This window comes from Stenotrophomonas sp. P2112 (genome assembly GCF_041897515.1).
In the GTDB taxonomy this organism is placed as follows: Bacteria; Pseudomonadota; Gammaproteobacteria; order Xanthomonadales; family Xanthomonadaceae; genus Stenotrophomonas; species Stenotrophomonas sepilia.
In genome coordinates, this window is the sequence record NZ_CP169216.1 from 3,792,681 (window position 1) to 3,813,998 (window position 21,318).

18 protein-coding genes are annotated in these 21,318 nt (G+C 65.9%); 4 read left to right on the top strand and 14 right to left on the bottom strand.

Going from position 1 to position 21,318, the window contains the following annotated elements:
- Window positions 1–114: 114 nt before the first annotated feature.
- From ACEPA4_RS17440 to ACEPA4_RS17480, 9 genes are all read right to left on the bottom strand, one after another.
- Window positions 115–537: a F0F1 ATP synthase subunit epsilon gene (locus tag ACEPA4_RS17440; RefSeq protein ID WP_005419509.1), complete on the bottom strand. Its 423-nt coding sequence runs from the start codon at window positions 535–537 to the stop codon at window positions 115–117.
- Between the two features lie 113 nt (window positions 538–650).
- Window positions 651–2,057 (bottom strand): F0F1 ATP synthase subunit beta, encoded by a 1,407-nt coding sequence (atpD, locus tag ACEPA4_RS17445; RefSeq protein WP_005419510.1) that lies wholly within the window; start codon window positions 2,055–2,057, stop codon window positions 651–653.
- A 37-nt stretch (window positions 2,058–2,094) separates the two neighbouring features.
- Window positions 2,095–2,958: a F0F1 ATP synthase subunit gamma gene (gene atpG, locus ACEPA4_RS17450; protein WP_005411129.1), complete on the bottom strand. Its 864-nt coding sequence runs from the start codon at window positions 2,956–2,958 to the stop codon at window positions 2,095–2,097.
- 97 nt (window positions 2,959–3,055) lie between these two features.
- Window positions 3,056–4,603 carry a F0F1 ATP synthase subunit alpha gene (atpA, locus tag ACEPA4_RS17455; RefSeq protein WP_005419511.1) on the bottom strand — a complete coding sequence of 516 codons (1,548 nt, stop codon included), beginning with the start codon at window positions 4,601–4,603 and terminating at the stop codon, window positions 3,056–3,058.
- Window positions 4,604–4,647: 44 nt separating this feature from the next.
- Window positions 4,648–5,175, bottom strand: a complete 528-nt coding sequence (locus tag ACEPA4_RS17460; RefSeq protein ID WP_005411131.1) for a F0F1 ATP synthase subunit delta — start codon at window positions 5,173–5,175, stop codon at window positions 4,648–4,650.
- A gap of 2 nt (window positions 5,176–5,177) precedes the next feature.
- Complete coding sequence (locus ACEPA4_RS17465; protein ID WP_005419512.1) at window positions 5,178–5,648, bottom strand: F0F1 ATP synthase subunit B; 471 nt, start codon at window positions 5,646–5,648, stop codon at window positions 5,178–5,180.
- Window positions 5,649–5,754: 106 nt separating this feature from the next.
- The gene (atpE, locus tag ACEPA4_RS17470) at window positions 5,755–6,060 is read right to left on the bottom strand and encodes a F0F1 ATP synthase subunit C (RefSeq protein ID WP_005411133.1); all 306 of its coding nucleotides are present in this window, start codon (window positions 6,058–6,060) and stop codon (window positions 5,755–5,757) included.
- 73 nt (window positions 6,061–6,133) lie between these two features.
- Window positions 6,134–6,934 (bottom strand): F0F1 ATP synthase subunit A, encoded by an 801-nt coding sequence (atpB, locus tag ACEPA4_RS17475; protein ID WP_005411134.1) that lies wholly within the window; start codon window positions 6,932–6,934, stop codon window positions 6,134–6,136.
- Window positions 6,935–6,965: 31 nt separating this feature from the next.
- Window positions 6,966–7,331, bottom strand: a complete 366-nt coding sequence (locus ACEPA4_RS17480) for a hypothetical protein (RefSeq protein WP_014648497.1) — start codon at window positions 7,329–7,331, stop codon at window positions 6,966–6,968.
- Between the two features lie 456 nt (window positions 7,332–7,787).
- On the opposite strand from ACEPA4_RS17480, the gene ACEPA4_RS17485 reads away from it, so the two are divergent.
- Window positions 7,788–8,606: a hypothetical protein gene (locus tag ACEPA4_RS17485; protein ID WP_005419516.1), complete on the top strand. Its 819-nt coding sequence runs from the start codon at window positions 7,788–7,790 to the stop codon at window positions 8,604–8,606.
- Window positions 8,607–10,866: 2,260 nt separating this feature from the next.
- Here ACEPA4_RS17485 and lpdA read toward each other — a convergent pair.
- The 3 genes from lpdA to ACEPA4_RS17500 form a co-directional block, all read right to left on the bottom strand.
- Window positions 10,867–12,675 (bottom strand): dihydrolipoyl dehydrogenase, encoded by a 1,809-nt coding sequence (lpdA, locus tag ACEPA4_RS17490; RefSeq protein ID WP_262089891.1) that lies wholly within the window; start codon window positions 12,673–12,675, stop codon window positions 10,867–10,869.
- Window positions 12,676–12,781: 106 nt separating this feature from the next.
- Entirely contained in the window at window positions 12,782–14,512 is a 1,731-nt protein-coding gene (gene aceF / locus ACEPA4_RS17495) for a dihydrolipoyllysine-residue acetyltransferase (RefSeq protein WP_353088907.1), read from the bottom strand.
- A 167-nt stretch (window positions 14,513–14,679) separates the two neighbouring features.
- Window positions 14,680–15,195 carry a DNA-deoxyinosine glycosylase gene (locus tag ACEPA4_RS17500; protein ID WP_164093231.1) on the bottom strand — a complete coding sequence of 172 codons (516 nt, stop codon included), beginning with the start codon at window positions 15,193–15,195 and terminating at the stop codon, window positions 14,680–14,682.
- 186 nt (window positions 15,196–15,381) lie between these two features.
- Here ACEPA4_RS17500 and ACEPA4_RS17505 point away from each other — a divergent pair, with 186 nt between their 5' ends.
- The 3 genes from ACEPA4_RS17505 to glpK all read left to right on the top strand — a co-directional run bounded on the left by ACEPA4_RS17505 (window position 15,382) and on the right by glpK (window position 19,346).
- Window positions 15,382–16,017 carry an OmpW family protein gene (locus ACEPA4_RS17505; protein WP_005419535.1) on the top strand — a complete coding sequence of 212 codons (636 nt, stop codon included), beginning with the start codon at window positions 15,382–15,384 and terminating at the stop codon, window positions 16,015–16,017.
- A 242-nt stretch (window positions 16,018–16,259) separates the two neighbouring features.
- Window positions 16,260–17,744, top strand: a complete 1,485-nt coding sequence (glpD, locus tag ACEPA4_RS17510; protein ID WP_262089895.1) for a glycerol-3-phosphate dehydrogenase — start codon at window positions 16,260–16,262, stop codon at window positions 17,742–17,744.
- 102 nt (window positions 17,745–17,846) lie between these two features.
- The gene (gene glpK, locus ACEPA4_RS17515; RefSeq protein ID WP_065178005.1) at window positions 17,847–19,346 is read left to right on the top strand and encodes a glycerol kinase GlpK; all 1,500 of its coding nucleotides are present in this window, start codon (window positions 17,847–17,849) and stop codon (window positions 19,344–19,346) included.
- A 177-nt stretch (window positions 19,347–19,523) separates the two neighbouring features.
- Here glpK and ACEPA4_RS17520 read toward each other — a convergent pair whose 3' ends face one another.
- Window positions 19,524–20,318 carry a MetQ/NlpA family ABC transporter substrate-binding protein gene (locus tag ACEPA4_RS17520; RefSeq protein WP_053500668.1) on the bottom strand — a complete coding sequence of 265 codons (795 nt, stop codon included), beginning with the start codon at window positions 20,316–20,318 and terminating at the stop codon, window positions 19,524–19,526.
- A gap of 26 nt (window positions 20,319–20,344) precedes the next feature.
- Window positions 20,345–21,316 (bottom strand): YafY family protein, encoded by a 972-nt coding sequence (locus ACEPA4_RS17525; protein WP_005419539.1) that lies wholly within the window; start codon window positions 21,314–21,316, stop codon window positions 20,345–20,347.
- Between the last annotated feature and the right edge of the window lie 2 nt (window positions 21,317–21,318).

The window sequence follows — 21,318 nt, forward strand, 5'->3', positions numbered from 1 at the left end:
GGTAGTCGACTGACAGTCGACTCTACCCCCGTCGGCTCTACCCAATCGGCCCTGCCCCGCCCCAAACAAAAACGCCGGCACAGGGCCGGCGTTCTCGTGGATGCAGCGCGAACCTCAGTGCTTGAGATTCTTGCGCAGGCGTTCCAGTGCCTGCAGCTGGACGACGGCTTCAGCCAGCTTCTGCTGGGCTTCGGCCACTTCCATCGCTTCGCCGCGGTTGGCCAGGATGCGTTCGGCTTCTTCCTTGGCCTTGCGGACCGAGGCTTCGTCGATGTCCTGCGCGCGGATCGCGGTGTCGGCCAGCACGGTCACCACCTGCGGCTGCACTTCCAGGATACCGCCGGAGATGGCGAAATCCAGCTGCTCGCCGTTCGGCGTGGTGACCACCACCTTGCCCGGCTTCAGGCGGGTGATCAGCGGCGCGTGCTTGGGCGCGATGCCCAGTTCACCCAGCTCACCGGTGGCCACGACCAGGGTCGCTTCGCCACGGAAGATTTCCTGCTCGGCGCTGACGATGTCGCAACGGATCGTGCTCATGCAAATCTCTTCGCTGTTCGCGGCGGCGCAATGCCACCGTGGGGGTCCACCGGCGCGGGCGGTTGCCCGGCGCCGGCGTCAGGTCGGGCAGGATCGCTCCCGCCCGTCCCGGATCAGGCCTTCTCGGCCATCTTCTTGGCCTTCTCGACCGCTTCTTCGATGCCGCCGACCATGTAGAACGCCTGCTCCGGCAGGTGGTCGTACTCGCCATCGACGATGGCCTTGAAGCCACGGATGGTGTCCTTCAGCGGCACGTACTTGCCCGGCGAACCGGTGAACACTTCGGCCACGTGGAACGGCTGGCTGAAGAAGCGCTCGATCTTACGGGCGCGCGACACGGCCTGCTTGTCCTCTTCGGACAGTTCGTCCATGCCCAGGATCGCGATGATGTCCTTCAGTTCCTTGTACTTCTGCAGGGTCTGCTGGACGCGCTGGGCGGTGTCATAGTGCTCGTGGCCGATCACCAGCGGATCCATCTGGCGGCTGGTGGAGTCCAGCGGATCGACGGCCGGGTAGATACCCAGCGAGGCGATCGAACGCGACAGGGTGACGGTCGAGTCCAGGTGGGCGAAGGTGGTCGCCGGCGACGGGTCGGTCAGGTCGTCCGCGGGAACGTAGACGGCCTGGATCGAGGTGATCGAGCCGTTCTTGGTCGAGGTGATGCGCTCCTGCAGGACGCCCATTTCCTCGGCCAGGGTCGGCTGGTAACCCACCGCGGACGGCATACGGCCCAGCAGTGCCGACACTTCGGTACCGGCCAGGGTGTAGCGGTAGATGTTGTCGACGAACAACAGGACGTCCTTGCCCTTGCCGTTTTCGTCCTTCTCGTCGCGGAAGTACTCGGCCATGGTCAGGCCGGTCAGCGCGACGCGCAGGCGGTTGCCCGGCGGCTCGTTCATCTGGCCGTACACCATCGCCACCTTGTCCAGGACGTTGGAGTCCTTCATTTCGTGGTAGAAGTCGTTGCCCTCACGGGTACGCTCACCCACGCCGGCGAACACGGACAGGCCGCTGTGCGCCTTGGCGATGTTGTTGATCAGTTCCATCATGTTGACGGTCTTGCCGACGCCGGCGCCGCCGAACAGGCCGACCTTGCCGCCCTTGGCGAACGGGCACATCAGGTCGATGACCTTGATGCCGGTTTCCAGCAGCTCGGTGGCCGGGGACTGGTCTTCATACGACGGCGCAGCGCGGTGGATTTCCCAGTTGTCGCTGGCAGCGACCGGGCCGGCTTCGTCGATCGGACGGCCCAGCACGTCCATGATGCGGCCCAGGGTGCCGGCGCCGACCGGCACCGAAATGCCGCGGCCGGTGTTGACGGCAACCAGGTTGCGCTTCAGGCCGTCGGTGGAACCGAGGGCGATGGTACGCACCACGCCGTCGCCCAGCTGCTGCTGGACTTCGAGGGTGATCTCGGTGTTTTCGACCTTCAGTGCGTCGTACACCTTCGGCACCGATTCACGCGGGAATTCGACGTCGACGACCGCGCCGATGATCTGAACGATCTTGCCCTGACTCATTGCTGCATCCTCTAATGTGTGCTTTGAACGAACGCGGTCAGACTGCTGCCGCGCCGCCGACGATTTCGGAGATTTCCTGGGTGATCGCTGCCTGGCGCGCCTTGTTGTAGACGAGCTGCAGAGTGCCGATCAGCTTGTTGGCGTTGTCGCTCGCCGCCTTCATCGCAACCATGCGTGCGGCATGCTCGGAGGCGACGTTTTCCAGCAGTGCCTGGTACACCAGCGACTCGATGTAACGCGTCATCACGTGCTCCAGCACGGTCGCGGCATCGGGTTCGTACAGGTAGTCCCAGTCGTGGTGAGCGACCTGCTTCTCGGCCGGCGGCAGCGGCAGCAGCTGATCGAAGCTGGCCTTCTGCACCATGGTGTTCACGAAGCGGTTGTAGACCAGGTACACGCGGTCGATCTTGCCTTCGGTGAAGGCGTCGAGCATGACCTTGATCACACCGATCAGCGATTCCAGCTTCGGCACGTCGCCGATGTGGGTCACGCTGCCGACCATGTTGACCTTCACGCGGCGGAAGAAGGTCGAAGCCTTCTGGCCGATGGTCACCAGGTCCACTTCGGCACCCTTGTCCTGCCATGCCTTGGCTTCGCCCAGCATCTTGCGGAACAGGTTGTTGTTCAGGCCGCCGGCCAGGCCGCGATCGGAGGAGATCACGATGAAACCGACCCGCTTGACCTGCTCACGCTCGACCAGGAACGGATGCTGGTAGTCGGTGCTGGCCTGGGCCAGGTGACCGATCACCTGCTTCATCGCCTGCGCGTACGGACGCGAGGTCTTCATCCGATCCTGCGCCTTGCGGATCTTGGAGGCCGAGACCATTTCCAGGGCGCGCGTCACCTTGCGGGTGTTCTGCACGCTCTTGATCTTGGTTTTGATTTCGCGTCCGCTTGCCATCTCTTGTTTCCCGTGGCGCGGGGCTGATGCCCCGCGTTGTTCAACCGTTTGTCATCTGGTCCAGCGGAGCCTGGGGCTCCGCTCTACAGGACCGCGATTACCAGCTGCCGGTGGTCTTGAACTCGGCGATGCCCTTCTTGAAGGCACCTTCGATGTCGTTGTCCCAACCGCCGGTAGCGTTGACCTTGCTGATCAGCTCGCCCTGGGTATTGGCGAAGTGGGCGTGCAGGCCTTCTTCGAACGCCAGCAGCTTGTTGACCGGCACGTCATCGAGGTAGCCCTCGTTGACGGCGTAGATCGACAGCGCCTGGTTGGCGATCGACATGGGCGCGTACTGCTTCTGCTTCATCAGCTCGGTGACGCGCTGGCCACGCTCCAGCTGCTTGCGGGTCGCTTCGTCCAGGTCCGAGGCGAACTGCGCGAACGCAGCCAGCTCACGGTACTGGGCCAGCGAGATACGGATACCGCCCGACAGCTTCTTGATGATCTTGGTCTGGGCCGAGCCACCGACGCGCGACACCGAGATACCGGCGTTCACGGCCGGGCGGATGCCGGCGTTGAACAGGTCGGTTTCCAGGAAGATCTGGCCGTCGGTGATCGAGATCACGTTGGTCGGAACGAAGGCGGACACGTCGCCGGCCTGGGTTTCGATGATCGGCAGCGCGGTCAGCGAGCCGGTCTTGCCGGTGACCTTGCCTTCGGTGAACTTCTCGACGTATTCCTCGGACACGCGGGCAGCGCGTTCCAGCAGGCGCGAGTGCAGGTAGAACACGTCACCCGGGTAGGCTTCGCGGCCCGGCGGACGCTTCAGCAGCAGGGAGATCTGGCGGTAGGCGACGGCCTGCTTGGACAGATCGTCGTACACGATCAGCGCGTCTTCGCCGCGGTCCATGAAGTACTCACCCATGGTGCAGCCCGAGTAGGCGCTGATGTACTGCATGGCAGCCGATTCGGAAGCGGTCGCGGCCACCACGATGGTGTGGGCCAGCGCGCCGTTCTCTTCCAGCTTGCGCACGATGTTGGCGATGGTCGACGCCTTCTGGCCGATCGCAACGTACACGCACTTGATGCCGGTGCCCTTCTGGTTGATCACCGCATCGATCGCCATGGCGGTCTTGCCGGTCTGGCGGTCACCGATGATCAGCTCGCGCTGGCCACGGCCGATCGGGATCATCGAGTCGACCGACTTGTAACCGGTCTGCACCGGCTGGTCGACCGACTTGCGCCAGATCACGCCCGGAGCAACGCGCTCCACCGGAGCGGTCAGGTCGGTGCCCAGCGGGCCCTTGCCGTCGATCGGCTCGCCCAGCGCGTTCACGACGCGGCCCAGCAGTTCCGGACCGACCGGCACTTCCAGGATGCGGCCGGTGGTCTTGGCGACGTCGCCTTCGCGCAGGTGCTCGTAGTCACCCAGGACCACGGCGCCGACCGAGTCGCGCTCCAGGTTCAGGGCCAGGGCGAAGGTGTTGTTCGGCAGTTCGATCATTTCGCCCTGCATCACGTCGGCCAGACCGAAGATGCGCACGATGCCGTCGGACACGCTGGTCACGGTGCCTTCGTTGCGCGATTCCGCGGCCAGCTTGACCTTCTCGATGCGGTTCTTGATCAGTTCGCTGATTTCGGAGGGGTTGAGCGTGGTTGCCATCGTCAAGTCCTAGTGCCGGCAGCGGGGCCGGACGTTAAATGAATTCAGTTAGCGAGCGCGGTCTGCAGACGGGCCAGCTTGCCCTTCAGCGAACCATCGATGACCACGTCGCCGGCGTCGATCACGGCGCCGCCGATCAGCGAAGCATCGACCGCAGTGGTCACGTCGACCTCGCGGTTGAAGCGCTTGCGCAGCGCGACCTTGATCGCGTCCAGCTCGCCGGCCGACAGCTCGGCAGCCGAGGTGACGGTGGCCTTGACCACGTGCTCGGCTTCGGCGCGCAGGGCGTCGAACATGCCGGAGATTTCCGGCAGCAGCGGCAGACGATGCGATTCGGCCAGGATGGCCAGGAAGCGCGAGTAGGTCTCGCCGTGGGACACCGGCGCCAGCAGGGCGACGGCGTCGTCACGACCCAGCTCCGGGTTGGCGAGCAGGGCCGCCACGCGCGGGTCGGCGGCGACGTGGGCGGAGAACGCCAGGGCGTCCGACCACGGCGCGAACGCGCCTTCGTCGCGCGCGGTCGCGAACGCGGCGCGGGCGTACGGGCGGGCAAGCGTGAGGGCCTGGCTCATCCTTAGATCTCCGAGGCCAGCTCGTCGAGCAGCGCCTTGTGGGCGTTGGCGTCGATTTCGCGCTTGAGCAGCTTTTCGGCACCGGTCACGGCCAGCGCGGACACCTGCTTGCGCAGATCTTCACGGGCACGGTTGGCGGCGGCGTCGATTTCAGCCTGGGCCAGTTCCTTCTGACGGGTGGCTTCGGTGATCGCTTCGTTGCGGGCAGCATCAACGATCTGGTTGGCACGCGCATGGGCCTGATCGATGATCTCGTTGGCCTTGGTGCGGGCTTCCTTCAGCGCTTCGTTGACCTTCTCCTGCGCCTGGGCCAGATCTTTCTGGCTGCGGTCGGCAGCAGCGAGGCCTTCAGCAATCTTCTGCTGGCGCTCTTCGATCGCGTTCATCAGCGGCGGCCAGATCTTGGTCGCGATGATCCAGATCAGACCAGCGAAGGCCAGCGCCTGCGCAAGAAGGGTGAAATTGATATTCATGGTTAGCTCGATCGCTGGTTTCGGGGTGGACGCGCCGCCGAAGCGGCACATCCGGCCTTCATCCGAAACCGGGTGCATCAGCACCCGGTCGTCTCAAACCGCTGTATCAGCCGGCCAGAGCCTTGGTGACGGCGCCAGCGAAGGCAGCCGACAGCGGGTTGGCGAAGGCCAGCAGCAGGCCAACGGCGACCGAGATGATGAACGCGGCGTCGATCAGGCCGGCGGTGATGAACATGCGGACCTGCAGGACCGGGATCAGTTCCGGCTGGCGGGCGGCCGACTCCAGGAACTTACCAGCCATGATGGCCAGACCCAGACCGGCGCCCAGCGCGGCCAGGCCGATCATGATGCCGACGGCAAGGGCGGTGGAGCTCTGAATCTGCGCGAAGTTGGTCAGGACGGCGAAGTACATGGTTATCTCCAGGAACTTAAGTTGCTAAGGGTGATGAAACGGATGAAGGTTGAAACGCGTTGAAGCTTGAAACTCAGTGAGCGTCTTCCGACAGGCTCAGGTACACGATCGACAGCATCATGAAGATGAAGGCCTGCAGCGGGATCACCAGCAGGTGGAACAGCATCCAGCCGAGGCCGAACACACCACCGGCAATGGCACCGAAGAAACCGGCACCACCCAGCACCCAGATCAGCAGGAACACGATTTCGCCGCCGAACATGTTGCCGAACAGTCGCATCGCCAGCGAGATCGGCTTGCTCAGCCACTCGACGATGTTGAGGATCAGGTTGAACGGCATCATCCACTTGCCGAACGGCGCCGTCAGGAATTCCTTGATGAAGCCGCCCAGGCCCTTCGACTTCAGTGCGAAGAACAGCATCAGGAAGAACACGCTGATGGCCATGCCCAGTGTGGCATTGACGTCAGCGGTCGGGACCGGCTTCCAGTAGTGCACGCCCGCCCATTCCAGCGGCTTGGCAATGAAATCGGCCGGGATCATCTTCAGCAGATTCATCAGCAGAATCCAGAAGAAGATGGTGATGGCGATCGGCGTGACCAGCTTGCTCTTGCCGTGGTAGGTGTCCTTGGCCTGGCGGTCGACGAACTCCAGGCAGATCTCGACGAAGGCCTGCCACTTGCCCGGCACGCCGGCGGTGGCCTTGCGGGTGCCCAGCCAGAACGCGACAACGATCACCAGGCCCATCAGGACCGCGGTGAGGAAGGTATCGACGTGGATATGCCAGAACATACCCTCACCCTTGCCGACCGGCGCGGTCAGGTTGTGCAGGTGATGCTGGATGTAGCTGGTAGGGGTTAGAGCCTCGCCCGCCATGTGTCCGGAACCTTCAGTTAATTGAATTCTGTCAACGCCTGGCCATCGCCAGGACCTGGAACATCAAGCCGACGGCGATACCGGCCAACAGCGCCAATGCAGGCAGCTTGAAGACCAGGAACCCCACCAGCAGGACGCCGAAAACCACGACCCACTTGGCCACGATCGCAATGATCAGGCGAGCCATCGCCGATCCTGCGGCCACCGCACCACCCCCCAGCGCCATCCTTGCCGCCACCCAGCCACCGGCCGAAATGGCCACACCGGACGCCAGCGCGCCGAGGGCATATTTCGGACCGACCAGCAGGAAGGCCAGGGCCAGGACAGCGACCGCGGCCAGCGGGTAGACCGCGGCGCGCAGCATCAGTCGCCGACCCGCATCAACGGAGTTCAGCACAGGACGTCCCGCGTGGTTGCAAGTGGAAGGCTGAGGCGGCTACAGCAGGGGGGCCTCATCGAGCCGCCAAATTATAGCAATGGGACAATTTGCGAGACAACCGCTGCCTGTTCATCCCGGGAAGCCGCAAGTTGCGGTAACGGTTACATTTTTGCGTACCACCCGGGGGACAATGACGTCCGCATGATGCTGCACCGCAGTATTGAACTTTGGTCGCAGGCGAGGAACTTTCGCCGGATGCGCGGGTCCGATCTTTCGACCTGCCTGCAGCATCCTCGTCGGCTCCACCCCGCAGGTCCCACGATGGCCCCGAAGCCCGTCTCCGGGGCCATCTTTTTGCATCGTCGCGACAGCACTGAACCGTGCACATGCCGTGGACCATACGTTCACGGATGGTGGACGGGCCTGTCCGGCACAGTGGTCTTCATTCTGATGAACCACTGCAAGGACTCTTCGATGCGCCCCGTACCCACCCTGCTCGCTCTCTCCCTGATCGCCGCCGGCGCCTCGTTCGCCACCGCTGCCCACGCCGCCGAAGGCGACGACCGCTTTGCCCTGCGCCTGGGTGCGATGAACATCGACTCGGACAACACGCTCCGCGGCAAGACCAATGTCGCCGGGCAGGACATCGGTTTCTCCGAGGACTTCAAGCTGGGTGGCAAGGAGTGGGAGCCGCGCATTGACGGCATGTTCCGCATCAGCAACCGCCAGCGCCTGCTGTTCAACTATTTCAAGTACGACAAGGACCGCCGCGAGACCCTCGGCCAGGACATCTCCTTCGGTGACGTCAACGTGCCGTCCGGCAGCTTCGTCAAGGGCGAACTGAAGTACCAGGTGGCCAGCCTGGTCTATGACTACTCGGTGGTGGACACCGATACGTTCGACCTCGGCCTGCAGCTGGGTGCCGAGTACGCCAAGGTCAGCACCAAGGCCTACGCCGACCTCGGCACCGTGTACGAAGGCCAGTTCCTCAACGAGAAGACCGACGGCGTGGCGCCAGTGGTCGGTGCGCGATTGAGCTTCACCCCGTCCGAGAAGTGGATGATCACCCTGCAGGGCCAGTACCTCAACACGCGCTGGGGCAGCTTCGATGACTACAAGGGCGATCTGAGCCGCGCCAACGCCATCGTCGATTACCGCTTCACCAGGAACTTCGGTGTGTTCGCCGGCTACGACTGGTTCAAGCTCGATGCGGACAAGAAGGGCAGCGACGGCACCATCGGCCTGAAGCAGGAATTCAAGGGCCCGGTGGCCGGCGTCAGCTTCGTGTTCTGACACCCGCCCCTTCCACGGCTCTCTCTCTCCTGGCGCGGCCTCCGGAACATCGGGGCCGCGTTTTTTGTGGCATCGTCGAGCAGAGAAGCAGGTTGGTCGAGCGCGGGGGGAGAGGGGCTTGCGTGCGAATGTCCGCCGGCGCCGGCCTGCGGCCGTCACCTCCTCCTTTACTTCGCACACAAGCCCCTCTCCCCCCGCGTATCAGGCATCCACGCGGCCCAGGCAGTGGCTCTGGACTGTCCGCAAGCCGAGCCGCTGCGTGGGTGGCCGGCGTCTGGAGAAAGTAAAGGAGGAGGCGACCACCGCAGGCGGACGACGGGGGACATTGGTCCAGACGCCTGCCACCTGCGCAGCGGCCCAGACCTTCGCGGTGGCAGTTGCCGTAGACGCAGGCGTGGTCGAGCGCTGGAGGGAGCGGGGGCTGGCTGCGAATGTCCCCCGGCGCCGGCCTGCGGCCGTCACCTCCTCCTTTACTTCGCACCCAGCCCCCGCTCCCTCCGCGTGTCAGGCATCCAGGCGGCCCAGGCAGTGGCTCTCGACCACCCGCAAGCCGAGCCGCTGCGTGGGTGGCCGGCGTCTGGACAAAGTAAAGGAGGAGGCGACCGCCGCAGGCGGACGACGGGGGACATTTGTCCAGACGCCTGCCACCTGCGCAGCGGCCCAGACCTTCGCGGTGGCAGTTGCCGTAGACGCAGGCGTGGTCGAGCGCTGGAGGGAGCGGGGGCTGGCTGCGAATGTCCCCCGGCGCCGGCCTGCGGCCGTCACCTCCTCCTTTACTTCGCACACAAGCCCCTCTCCCCCCGCGTGTCAGGCATCCAGGCGGCCCAGGCAGTGGCTCTGGACTGTCCGCAAGCCGAGCCGCTGCGTGGGTGGCCGGCGTCTGGACAAAGTAAAGGAGGAGGCGACCACCGCAGGCGGACGACGGGGGACATTTGTCCAGACGCCTGCCACCTGCGCAGCGGCCCAGACCTTCGCGGTGGCAGTTGCCGTAGACGCAGGCGTGGTCGAGCGCCGGAGGGAGCGGGGGCTGGCTGCGAATGTCCCCCGGCGCCGGCCTACGGCCGTCACCTCCTCCTTTACTTCGCACACAAGCCCCTCTCCCCCCGCGTGTCAGGCATCCAGGCGGCCCAGGCAGTGGCTCTGGACTGTCCGCAAGCCGAGCCGCTGCGTGGGTGGCCGGCGTCTGGAGAAAGTAAAGGAGGAGGCGACCGCCGCAGGCGGGCGACGGGGGACATTTGTCCAAATGCCTGCCACCCGCGCAGCGGCCCAGACCTTCGCGGTGGCAGTTGCCGTAGACGCAGGCGTGGTCGAGCGCTGGAGGGAGCGGGGGCTGGCTGCGAATGTCCCCCGGCGCCGGCCTGCGGCCGTCACCTCCTCCTTTACTTCGCACCCAGCCCCCGCTCCCTCCGCGTGTCAGGCATCCAGGCGGCCCAGGCAGTGGCTCTCGACTACCCGCAAGCCGAGCCGCTGCGTGGGTGGCCGGCGTCTGGACAAAGTAAAGGAGGAGGCGACCGCCGCAGGCGGACGACGGGGGACATTTGTCCAGACGCCTGCCACCTGCGCAGCGGCCCAGACCTTCGCGGTGGCAGTTGCCGTAGACGCAGGCGTGGTCGAGCGCTGGAGGGAGCGGGGGCTGGCTGCGAATGTCCCCCGGCGCCGGCCCGCGGCCGTCACCTCCTCCTTTACTTCGCACGCAAGCCCCTCTCCCCCCGCGTGTCAGGCATCCAGGCGGCTTTGGCACTGGCTCTTACTATCCGCAAGCCGAGCCGCAGCGCCGGTGGCAGGCGTTTGGACAAAGTAAAGGAGGAGGCGACCGCCGCAGGCGGACGACGGGGGACATTTGTCCAGACGCCTGCCACCTGCGCTGCGGCCCAGACCTTCGCGGTGGCAGTTGCCGTAGACGCAGGCGTGGTCGAGCGCTGGAGGGAGCGGGGGCTGGCTGCGAATGTCCCCCGGCGCCGGCCTACGGCCGTCACCTCCTCCTTTACTTCGCACCCAGCCCCCGCTCCCTCCGCGTGTCAGGCATCCAGGCGGCCCAGGCAGTGGCTCTCGACTACCCGCAAGCCGAGCCGCTGCGTGGGTGGCCGGCGTCTGGACAAAGTAAAGGAGGAGGCGACCGCCGCAGGCGGACGACGGGGGACATTTGTCCAGACGCCGGCCACCCGCGCAGCGGCCCGAACGCTCGCAATGAGAGTGATCGAAGCTCAACAAAAAGCCCCGGCAGATGCCAGGGCTTTTCGTTCGTGAAGGCGCGGGCGCCTTACTTCTTCTTCGGCATGTACAGATCGGTGATCGTGCCGTCGTAGATTTCCGAGGCCATCGCCACCGATTCGCTCAGCGTCGGGTGCGCATGGATGGTGTGGCCGATGTCTTCGGCTTCGGCACCCATCTCGATGGCCAGGCCGATCTCGGCCAGCAGGTCACCGGCATGCACGCCGACGATCGCGCCGCCGATGATGCGGTGGGTCTCCTCATCGAAGATCAGCTTGGTGAAGCCCTCGGTGCGACCGATGCCGATCGCGCGGCCGCTGGCGGCCCACGGGAACTTGGCCACGCCGACCTTCAGGCCCTTGGCCTTGGCTTCGGTCTCGGTCACGCCCACCCAGGCGATTTCCGGGTTGGTGTAGGCCACCGACGGAATCACGCGGGCCACCCACTCCTTCTTGTGACCAGCGGCCACTTCGGCGGCCAGCTTGCCTTCGTGGGTGGCCTTGTGGGCCAGCATCGGGTTGCCGACGATGTCGCCGATGGCAAAGATGTGCGGCACGTTGGTGCGCATCTGGCGATCAACCGGGATGAAGCCACGCTCGGTGACCTGCACACCGGCCTTCTCGGCATCGATCTTCTTGCCGTTCGGCGAACGCCCGACGGCCACCAGAACACGGTCGAAAGTGCCCTGCGCCAGCGCCGGTGCCTGGCCTTCCTCGGCCGCCTCGAAGGTCACGGTGATGCCCTTGGCATCGGCGGTGACGCCCGAGGCCTTGGTCTTCAGGTGCACTTCGATGCCCTGCCTCTTCAGGCGGTCGGCCAGCGGCTTGACCAGGTCCTTGTCGGCGCCCGGCATCAGCTGGTCCATGAACTCGACCACGGTGACCTTGCTGCCCAGTGCGCTGTACACAGTGGCCATTTCCAGGCCGATGATGCCGCCGCCGACGACCAGCAGCGAGCCCGGCACTTCGGCCAGCTCCAGCGCGTCGGTGGAATCCATCACGCGCTTGTCGTCCCACGGGAAGTTCGGCAGCTTCACCGCCTGCGAACCAGCGGCAATGATGCACTTCTGGAAGCGCAGCAGCTGGGTGCTGCCGTCTGCGGCGGTGATCTCCAGTTCGTTGGCCGAGAGGAACCTGCCGACGCCCTGCACGTTGCGGACCTTGCGCTGCTTGGCCATGCCGGCCAGGCCCTTGGTCAGCTGGTTGACGACCTTTTCCTTGTACTGGCGCAGCTTGTCCAGGGTGATGGTCGGCTTGCCGAACTCGACGCCGAAATCGCCGGCGTGGGCCACTTCGTCGATCACCGCGGCAGCGTGCAGCAGCGCCTTGGACGGAATGCAACCGACGTTGAGGCAGACGCCGCCGAGGCTGGCGTAGCGCTCGACCAGCACCGTATCCAGGCCGACGTCGGCGGCGCGGAAGGCGGCGGTGTAGCCGCCCGGGCCGGAGCCCAGCACGACCATTTCGCATTCGATGTCGGCCGGCTTGCCACTGGACAGCGCCGGCTTCGGTGCCACCGGCTCGGCCGGGGCGCGGTGCGAGGGGGTCACCGGCGGCTTGCTGGCCGGAGCGGCCGCAGCCGGAGCCGGCGCAGCGGCCTTGGCGGGGGCATCGGCGGCGCCTTCAGCGTCCAGCACCACGACCACGGCGCCTTCGGACAGGGTATCGCCCAGCTTGACCTTGATCTCCTTGACCACGCCGGCCGCCGAGGACGGCACTTCCAGGGTGGCCTTGTCCGACTCCAGGGTCACCAGGCCCTGGTCCTTCTTCACCGTGTCGCCGACGGCGACCAACACTTCGATCACCGGCACATCGCTGTAATCGCCGATGTCGGGAACCTTGACTTCAATCGTGGCCATGGTGGTTTTCCTTGTGCCCGGCCGGCATGGCCGGCGGGCTGTCACTGCATCTGTTCACGCGGCCGCGCCAGGGGCAGCGGCCGCACGGTGGGGGCGAAGCGATGCCTTACAGCAGCACGCGGCGCATGTCGGCCAGCACCTGCGACAGGTACGTGGTGAAGCGTGCGGCCAGAGCGCCGTCGATGACGCGGTGGTCGTAGCTCAGCGACAGCGGCAGCATCAACTTCGGCGCGAACTCCTTGCCATTCCAGACCGGCTGGATGGAGGACTTGGACACGCCCAGGATGGCCACTTCCGGTGCATTGACGATCGGAGTGAACGCGGTGCCGCCAATGCCGCCCAGCGAGCTGATCGAGAAGCAGCCGCCGCTCATGTCGGCCGGGCCCAGCTTGCCGTCGCGCGCCTTCTTGGCCAGCTCGCCGGTTTCCTGCGCGATCTGCACCACGCCCTTCTTGTCCACGTCGCGGATGACCGGCACGACCAGGCCGTTCGGCGTATCGGCGGCAAAGCCGATGTGGAAGTACTTCTTCAGGGTCAGGTTCTCACCGCTGGCGTCGAGCGAGGCGTTGAATTCCGGGAACTTCTTCAGCGCCGCGGCGCTGGCCTTGATCAGGAAGGCAAGCATGGTCAGCTTGATGCCGGCCTTCTCGTTTTCCTTGTTCAGCGCCACGCGCAGGCCTTCCAGGTCGGTGATGTCGGCCTGTTCGAACTGGGTGACGTGCGGGATCATCGCCCAGTTGCGGGCCAGGTTCGCGCCGGAGATCTTCTTGATGCGCGACAGCGGCTGGACTTCGGTCTCGCCGAACTTGCTGAAGTCGACCTTCGGCCACGGCAGCAGGTTCAGGCCACCACCGGCGGCGACGGCGCCACCGGCAGCTGCTGGCACACCACCACTGAGTGCGGCCTTGACGAACTTCTGCACGTCAGCCTTGGTGATGCGGCCCCCCTTCTCGGTGCCGTTGATCTGCAGCAGGTCCACGCCCAGCTCGCGGGCGAACACGCGCACCGCCGGGGTGGCGTACGGCACCTTGGCCGGCAGCACGCCATCGGCGTTGAACTGCACCGGCGGGCTGGACGGGGTGCCGGCCAAAGCGATCTCGCGCGCCGCCAGCTTGTCCGGCTGTGCCGGCACAGCGACCGGCTCGACCTTGGTGGCGGTCTCGGCGGCAGCCGGAGCAGCGGCAGCCGCCGCCTTGGTCGGTGCCGGCGCGGCAGCGCCTTCGGCATCAATGATGGCAACCACGTCGCCCTGCGACAGGTTGTCGCCCACCTTGACCTTGATCTCCTTGACCACACCGGCCACTGACGACGGCACCTCCATCGTGGCCTTGTCGCTTTCCAGCGTGACCAGGCCCTGGTCCTTCTTGACCGTGTCGCCAACGGCGACCAGCACTTCGATGACCGGGATGCCGGCGTAGTCGCCGATGTCCGGCACCAGCGCTTCCACTGCGCCACCGCTGGCGGCCGGAGTGGCCGGAGTGGCCGGAGCGGCCGCCGCAGCGGCGGCCGGGGCCGGCGCGCTCTGGGTGGCGGCAGCCGGGGCAGCGGACTTGGCCGGTGCCGGTGCGGCGGCGGCCGGCGCGGCGGCTTCGCCTTCGGCCACTTCGATCAGCGCCACGACCTTGCCTTCGGACAGGCTGTCGCCCACCTTGACCTTCAGTTCCTTGACCACGCCTGCCACCGAGGACGGCACTTCCATCGTCGCCTTGTCGCTTTCCAGCGTCACCAGGCCCTGGTCCTTCTTGACCGTGTCGCCGACGGCGACAAGCACCTCGATTACCGGGATATCGCTGTAGTCACCGATATCGGGGACAAGTGCTTCCTTGATTTCGGCCATGGGGATAACTCCGGCAATCTGGTGTAGGGAAACGTCTATTGTGCGGCCAGCGGGGTCCAGCGCCAACCGTTACAGGTGTTTTCAGTACGCACGCAGCCGGGACAGGCTGTTGCCCACGGGTCCCGGCCGCGACCAGTCGGTAGCGTATTGTCCGGACGATGTCCGCTTCATGTCGCCAGTGCGTCTGCAACCGGCTGCCAGGCCTGGCGCAGGCGCGGCAACGACCACGCCGCATTGGCCGGGCTGGTCGAGGGCAATGCAACCACCTGTGGCGGGGCCTCCAGCTGCGGCAGCACCCAGCGGTGGAACGCCTGCCATGATGCAGCGCCATTGCAGCCGATCAGCGTCAGCTCAGGCAACGTGGCGATCAGTTCCGGCAGTGCATTGGCCACTTCCGTGCCACGCACGATGTCCGCGTCCAGGCTGCCTCGGCGCTCGCAGCGACCGATCACATCCCACAGACCGATGCCCGCGGCATTCAATGCCTGCAGCCGCGCGGCGTAGGCCAGATCCGCGTCGAAACCACAGATGTCGGCCATCAGCGGCCAGAAGCGGTTGCGCGGATGGGCGTAATAGCGCTGCTCCTGCAGGGACGCCACGCCCGGCATCGAGCCCAGCAGCAGCACCCTGCACTCCACGTTCACCTGCGCTTGCAAGCCAATGCACAACGTTGCTGTGCTCACATCTTCTCCAACTGCATGAATGTCCCCGAGCGCCAGAAACCCCATGAATACAGGCGTTCCGTACCGGTCGCTGAACAAGGAAAACTATTTTTTAACGTGCGTCGGATTCGATTCATGTTGGGGCGACTACGGTGTGCTCGCCCCGCAACCGGGGGCCCAAAACAAGAAACATTAGGAGATACCCCCATGCGCTCCATCCGTATCCTGAGTCTCGCCCTGCTGACCTCCGCCGCCTTCGCGCCGGCCGCTTTCGCCCAGGACAGCAGCAGCACCGACACCGCGTCGGGCAAGCATTTTGCCGTTGTTGGCGGCATCTCGCTGCTGGAACCGAAGAACGACCCGATCTCCGGCGTGAAGAAGACCGATGGTGGTCCGGCGCCGACCGTCAGCTTCAGCTACTACATCAACGACAACTGGGCCGTTGAACTGTGGGGCGCCGCTGACAAGTTCGACAACAAGTTCAAGGGCCCGAACAACGCCCGCCTGGGCTCGGTCGAGCAGCAGCCGGTCGCGCTGAGCGGCCAGTACCACTTCGGCCAGGCTGACAACGTGTTCCGTCCGTTCGTGGGCGTCGGCTACTACCAGTCGAGCTTCAGCAACGAGAAGCTGGGCAACGGCGCTGACACCGACATCCGCTTCAAGGATGCCAAGGGCGTGATCGGCACCGTCGGCGTCGACATGAACATCAACTCCACCTGGTTTGCCCGTGCTGACGCCCGCTACATGCGCGCCCGCCCGGACATCAAGGTTGGCGGCGAGAAGATCGGCGAAGCCAAGATGGATCCGTGGACCGTCGGCTTCGGCATCGGCGCCCGCTTCTGATCCAGGCTGCACCTGCTTCACTGATGCAACGCGACGGGCCCTTCGGGGCCCGTCGTCGTTTCCGTCACCGGCGTTCTGTAGAGTCGAGCCCATGCTCGACTGCCTTTTTGTAGAGTCGAGCCAAGCCCCCTATCCCGAGTCGAGCGGCGGGCTCCGCGCGCATTGCGATGCGTTACGTTCAATGGCGCCCACGGTCAATGGTGGCGCGGCTCGGCTCTACAGACACAGGACGCGGAGACACGATGGACGACGTCGACCTGCTGGTGATCGGTGGCGGCATCAACGGTGCCGGCATCGCCCGTGACGCCAGCGGCCGCGGCCTGCGCGTGCTGCTGTGCGAGCAGCACGACCTGGCCGCGCATACCTCCAGCGCCAGCAGCAAGCTGATCCACGGCGGCCTGCGCTACCTGGAACAGGGCGAGCTCGGGCTGGTGCGCAAGGCGCTGGGCGAACGCGAGGTGGTACGCCGGCAGGCGCCCCATCTGGTCCATCCATTGCGCTTCGTGCTGCCGTGGGAACCCCATCTGCGCCCACGCTGGATGCTACGCGCGGGACTGTGGCTGTATGACCACCTGGGCCGTCGCAGCCCGGCATTTCCCGCCTCGCGCGCCCTGGACCTTCAGCGCGATCCGCTCGGCCCCTGGCTTTCCCCGGATCTGCGGCAGGCCTTCAGCTACGCCGACGCGCAGGTCGATGACGCGCGACTGGTGCTGCTCAACGCCCTGGATGCCGCGCAGCGGGGCGCACAGGTGCGTGTGCGCAGCCGCTGCATCGACCTGCAGCCCTTGCAGGGCCGGTGGCAGGCGGTGCTGGAATCCGCTGATGGCCAGCAGCAGGTGACCGCGCGCGCCGTCGCCAATGCGGCAGGGCCGTGGGCCGGCGGCCTGCTGGAACGGATGGAGGCACGCAGTGGCGGCCCCGCGCTGCGGCTGGTACAAGGCAGCCACATCGTCCTGCGCCGGCCCTGGCCCGATGACAGCGCGTGCCTGCTGCAGCAACCCGATCGACGCGTGGTGTTCCTGTTGCCCTTCGCCCACGACCACCTGCTGGTTGGCACCACCGACACCGACTATCGCGGCGACCCGGCGCGCTGCGGCGTGCTGCCTTCAGAGGTGGCGTACCTGTGCGAAGCGGCCAACCGCTACCTGCATGAACCCATCGCGCCGGAAGATGTGGTCTGGCAGTTCGCCGGTGTCCGCCCGCTGCTGGCTGATCCCGATCCGCGCGCGGCAAGACTCAGCCGCGATTACCGCCTGCAGCTCCAGGTGGACCCGGCACCGGCGCTGCATGTGCTGGGCGGCAAGCTGACCACCTACCGGGTGCTGGCCGAGGAAGCGCTGGAGCTGCTGCGGCCCGCCCTGCCGCAGATGGGAGCGGCGTGGACAGCAGACGGGGACCCGCTGCCAGGCAGCGACTGGGGCGACGCCGCGCAGGCGGGCGCGCATCTGCAGGTATCGGCACCCTGGTTGCCCGCAGGTATCGCGCGACGCTGGGCCGGGGCCTATGGCAGTCGAAGCGCGGAACTGCTGCAGGGTGTACGGGGCCTGCACGATCTTGGCGAGGCGTTTGGCGGCGGCCTGCATGCCCGGGAAGTGGCCTTTCTACGCGAGCATGAGTGGGCGCGCACTGCCGAGGACGTGCTGTGGCGAAGGAGCAAGCTGGGGTTGCGGCTGGACGCTGCGCAGGTGACACGGCTGCAGGCGTGGATCGAACACTCCACTCTGTAGAGCCGAGCCATGCTCGGCTGCGTTGTGCAAATGCAGCCGAGCATGGCTCGGCTCTACAGAGAGAAAGGTAAGTTACCCTGACTGCTCTACCGGAGACGCTGCATGACGCCCCGCTACGTGCTGGCCATCGACCAGGGCACCACCAGTTCGCGCGCGATCCTGTTCGACCGTGCCGGCGACATCATCGGCAGCGCGCAGCGCGAGTTTGCACAGATCTTCCCGCAACCCGGCTGGGTCGAGCATGACCCGCGCGAGATCCTCACCAGCGTCTATGCCACGCTGACCGAACTGCTCAGTCGCGGGCAGATCGACCCGCGCCATATCGCCGCACTGGGCATCACCAACCAGCGCGAAACCACCGTGGTCTGGGACCGTGCCACCGGCCAGCCGATCCACAACGCCATCGTCTGGCAATCGCGGCAGAGCCACGCCATCTGTGAACGACTGAAGTCCGAAGGCCATGAAGCGCTGATCCGCGAGCGGACCGGCCTGCTGATCGATGCCTATTTTTCTGCGACCAAGGTGCGCTGGATCCTCGACCACGTGGAAGGTGCGCAGCAGCGCGCCGAACGTGGCGAGCTGCTGTTTGGCACCATCGACAGCTGGCTGGTGTGGAACCTCAGCGGCGGCCAGGCGCATGTGACCGACTACAGCAACGCGGCGCGCACGCTGTTGTTCAACATCCACACGCTGGACTGGGATGACGATCTGCTGGCCCTGCTCGACATCCCGCGCGCGATGCTGCCGCAGGTGCGCGACTCCAGTGCGGTGTACGCACACACCCGGCCGCAGTTCTTCTTCGACCACCCGATCCCGATCGCCGGCATCGCCGGTGACCAGCAGGCGGCACTGTTCGGCCAGGCCTGTTTCCAGCCGGGCATGGTCAAGAACACCTATGGCACCGGTTGCTTCATGTTGATGCATACCGGCGCGCAGGCGGTGCGGTCGCGCAACGGCCTGCTGACCACCATTGCCTGGGGCCTGGACGGGCGCGTGGAGTATGCGCTGGAAGGGTCGATCTTCATCGCCGGCTCGGTGGTGCAGTGGCTGCGCGACGGACTGCGCATGATCGAACGCGCCAGCGACAGCCAGGCACTGGCCGCGCAGGTGCCCGACAGCGGCGGCGCCTATCTGGTGCCGGCGTTTGTCGGCCTGGGTGCGCCCTATTGGCGCAGTGATGTGCGCGGTGCGATGTTTGGCTTGACCCGTGGCACGGGCAAGGCGCATTTCGTGCGCGCCGCGCTGGAAGCGATGGCCTACCAGACCCGCGACGTGCTCGATGCCATGCAGTCCGATGCGGGCATCGCACTGACCGAGCTGCGCGCTGATGGCGGTGCGATCGGCAACGACTTCCTGGCCGGCTTCCAGGCAGACATCCTCGGTGTGCCGCTGCTGCGGCCGCGGTTGACCGAAACCACCGCGCTCGGTGCGGCCTATCTGGCCGGCCTGGCCGTCGGGTTCTGGTCAAGCCGCGAACAGATCGCTGCACAGTGGGGCCTGGACCGGCGCTTCGAGCCACAGATGGAGGTGTCGCGGCGCGAGAAGCTGTATGCGGGATGGCAGCAGGCAGTTGCCGCCACCCTCGCCTTCCACGTCGATTGAAACTGCAATGCCCTGCCCTGCTGCGGCACGTGGAGTGACACGGAAGAGCCGAGCGATGCTCGGCTGCCGTTGGTGAAATGCCGGAAACAGCAGAGCCGAGCGTGGGCTCGGCTCTACAGGGCAGGCAGTGTCGACCAAGGTCGACACCCACCATTCAAATCAACAGATCAGCCGCAATCAGAACGCCGGCAGCACCGCGCCCTTGTACTTGCTCTCGATGAAGGCCTTCACCTGCGGGCTGGTCAGGGCCTTGGCCAGCTTCTGCACACGGGCGTCGTCCTTGTTGTCCGGGCGCGCGACCAGGAAGTTCACGTACGGCGAATCCTTGCTCTCGATCGCCAGCGCATCCTTGGTCGGGTTGAGGCCGGCGTCCAGCGCATAGTTGGTGTTGATCAGGGCCAGATCGACCTGGTCCAGCACGCGCGGCAGCATCGCCGAGTCCAGCTCGCGGAACTTCAGGTTCTTCGGGTTGGCGGTGATGTCACGCTGGGTCGACAGCGCGTTGGCCGGGTCCTTCAGCTCGATCACGCCGGCCTTGTGCAGCAGGATCAGCGCGCGGCTGTTGTTGCTCGGATCGTTCGGGATCACCACGTCGGCACCATCGCGCAGCTCGGCCAGCGACTTGACCTTGCGCGAGTACGCACCGAACGGCTCGATGTGCACGCCGATCACCTTCACCAGGTCGGTCTTGCGGTCGCGGTTGTAGGCATCCAGGTACGGCTCGGTCTGGAAGTAGTTGGCGTCCACCTGCTTCTGCACCAGCTGGTCGTTGGGCTGCACGTAGTCGTTGAATACGCGCACGTCCAGGTCCACGCCTTCCTGCTTGAGGATCGGCTTGACCACCTCGAGGATCTCGGCATGCGGCACGGCCGTGGCGGCCACCACCAGCTTCTGCGAGGGCTCGCCGGACTTGCCGCAGGCGGTCAGGGCCAGCGCAGCGGCGAGCAGGGACAGCAACAGGGTCTTCTTCATGGGGGACGGGGTTCTCGGGGGGAGTGTCAGGATTTTTCGTAGTTGCTCAGGGCCAGCTCAAGCAGCGCCTTGGCCTGCTCGCGCAGCATGATCGGCTCGATGATCTCTGCATCCGAACCATAGTGCAGCACGTCCATCAGCAACTCTCGCGAGACGCTGTACGGCACCTTCAGTTCGTAGCGGCCATCGGCCAGGAAACGACCCTGCTGCTTGGAATGCCAGTGCTCGTCGGCCACCCAGCGCGCAGCCTTGGCGCTGAACAGGATGGTCGCCCAGCCCTTCGGCGCACCCGAAAAAATGCCATAGCTGGCGCCGAGCTGCTCGTCCAGCTCGCTGTCGGCGACATCGCGGGCGGCACTGTCGATTACCCGTGCCTTGTGGATGCGGTCCACCGCGAAACTGCGCAGCGCCTCGCGGTCATGGTCCCAGGCATCCAGGTACCAGTTGTCGCGATAATGGGTCAGGCGCTGCGGCGAGACGGTGCGCTTGGTCGGCTCGTCGGTGGAACGGGCGCGGTACTCGAACGCCAGCTGACGGCGCTCCAGCACCGCCGAGGCCACGCTGCGGAAGCTGCCTTCATCGAACTTGCGGCCACGGTGCGGAATCACCCGCACGCGATCGACCGGCCAGCTGGAGACACCGGCCTGGGCTGCCAACAGGCTCTCGATGCGCTGCTGCAGCGGGGCCAGCACCGACGACAGCACGCCGCCGCCGGTACGCGCCAGCAGGTGCTGCGAGGCCAGCAGGGCATGCAGCTCCTCCGAGCTGAGCCACAGGCCGGGCAGCTCGAAGCGATCGCTCTCGTCGGCCTGGTAGCGGAAGCCGGCCTCGCCGTCGCCCTCGATCGGTGCCATCAGCGCATCGCGCAGGAAGGCCAGGTCGCGGTAGACGGTGGCACGGGAACAACCGAGCTTGTCCTGCAGGGTCGCCACCGTCACCGGATAGCGCGCGGACTTGAGCAGACGATGCAGGGCGGTGATGCGTTCGTATCGGTCCATAC

Bases quoted from the DNA above. Each gene is read 5' to 3' on its own strand.
- ACEPA4_RS17440 (WP_005419509.1), bottom strand. From the start codon at position 537: ATGAGCACGATCCGTTGCGACATCGTCAGCGCCGAGCAGGAAATCTTC.
- atpD (WP_005419510.1), bottom strand. From the start codon at position 2,057: ATGAGTCAGGGCAAGATCGTTCAGATCATCGGCGCGGTCGTCGACGTC.
- atpG (WP_005411129.1), bottom strand. From the start codon at position 2,958: ATGGCAAGCGGACGCGAAATCAAAACCAAGATCAAGAGCGTGCAGAAC.
- atpA (WP_005419511.1), bottom strand. From the start codon at position 4,603: ATGGCAACCACGCTCAACCCCTCCGAAATCAGCGAACTGATCAAGAAC.
- ACEPA4_RS17460 (WP_005411131.1), bottom strand. From the start codon at position 5,175: ATGAGCCAGGCCCTCACGCTTGCCCGCCCGTACGCCCGCGCCGCGTTC.
- ACEPA4_RS17465 (WP_005419512.1), bottom strand. From the start codon at position 5,648: ATGAATATCAATTTCACCCTTCTTGCGCAGGCGCTGGCCTTCGCTGGT.
- atpE (WP_005411133.1), bottom strand. From the start codon at position 6,060: ATGTACTTCGCCGTCCTGACCAACTTCGCGCAGATTCAGAGCTCCACC.
- atpB (WP_005411134.1), bottom strand. From the start codon at position 6,934: ATGGCGGGCGAGGCTCTAACCCCTACCAGCTACATCCAGCATCACCTG.
- ACEPA4_RS17485 (WP_005419516.1), top strand. From the start codon at position 7,788: ATGCGCCCCGTACCCACCCTGCTCGCTCTCTCCCTGATCGCCGCCGGC.
- lpdA (WP_262089891.1), bottom strand. From the start codon at position 12,675: ATGGCCACGATTGAAGTCAAGGTTCCCGACATCGGCGATTACAGCGAT.
- aceF (WP_353088907.1), bottom strand. From the start codon at position 14,512: ATGGCCGAAATCAAGGAAGCACTTGTCCCCGATATCGGTGACTACAGC.
- ACEPA4_RS17505 (WP_005419535.1), top strand. From the start codon at position 15,382: ATGCGCTCCATCCGTATCCTGAGTCTCGCCCTGCTGACCTCCGCCGCC.
- glpD (WP_262089895.1), top strand. From the start codon at position 16,260: ATGGACGACGTCGACCTGCTGGTGATCGGTGGCGGCATCAACGGTGCC.
- glpK (WP_065178005.1), top strand. From the start codon at position 17,847: ATGACGCCCCGCTACGTGCTGGCCATCGACCAGGGCACCACCAGTTCG.
- ACEPA4_RS17520 (WP_053500668.1), bottom strand. From the start codon at position 20,318: ATGAAGAAGACCCTGTTGCTGTCCCTGCTCGCCGCTGCGCTGGCCCTG.
- ACEPA4_RS17525 (WP_005419539.1), bottom strand. From the start codon at position 21,316: ATGGACCGATACGAACGCATCACCGCCCTGCATCGTCTGCTCAAGTCC.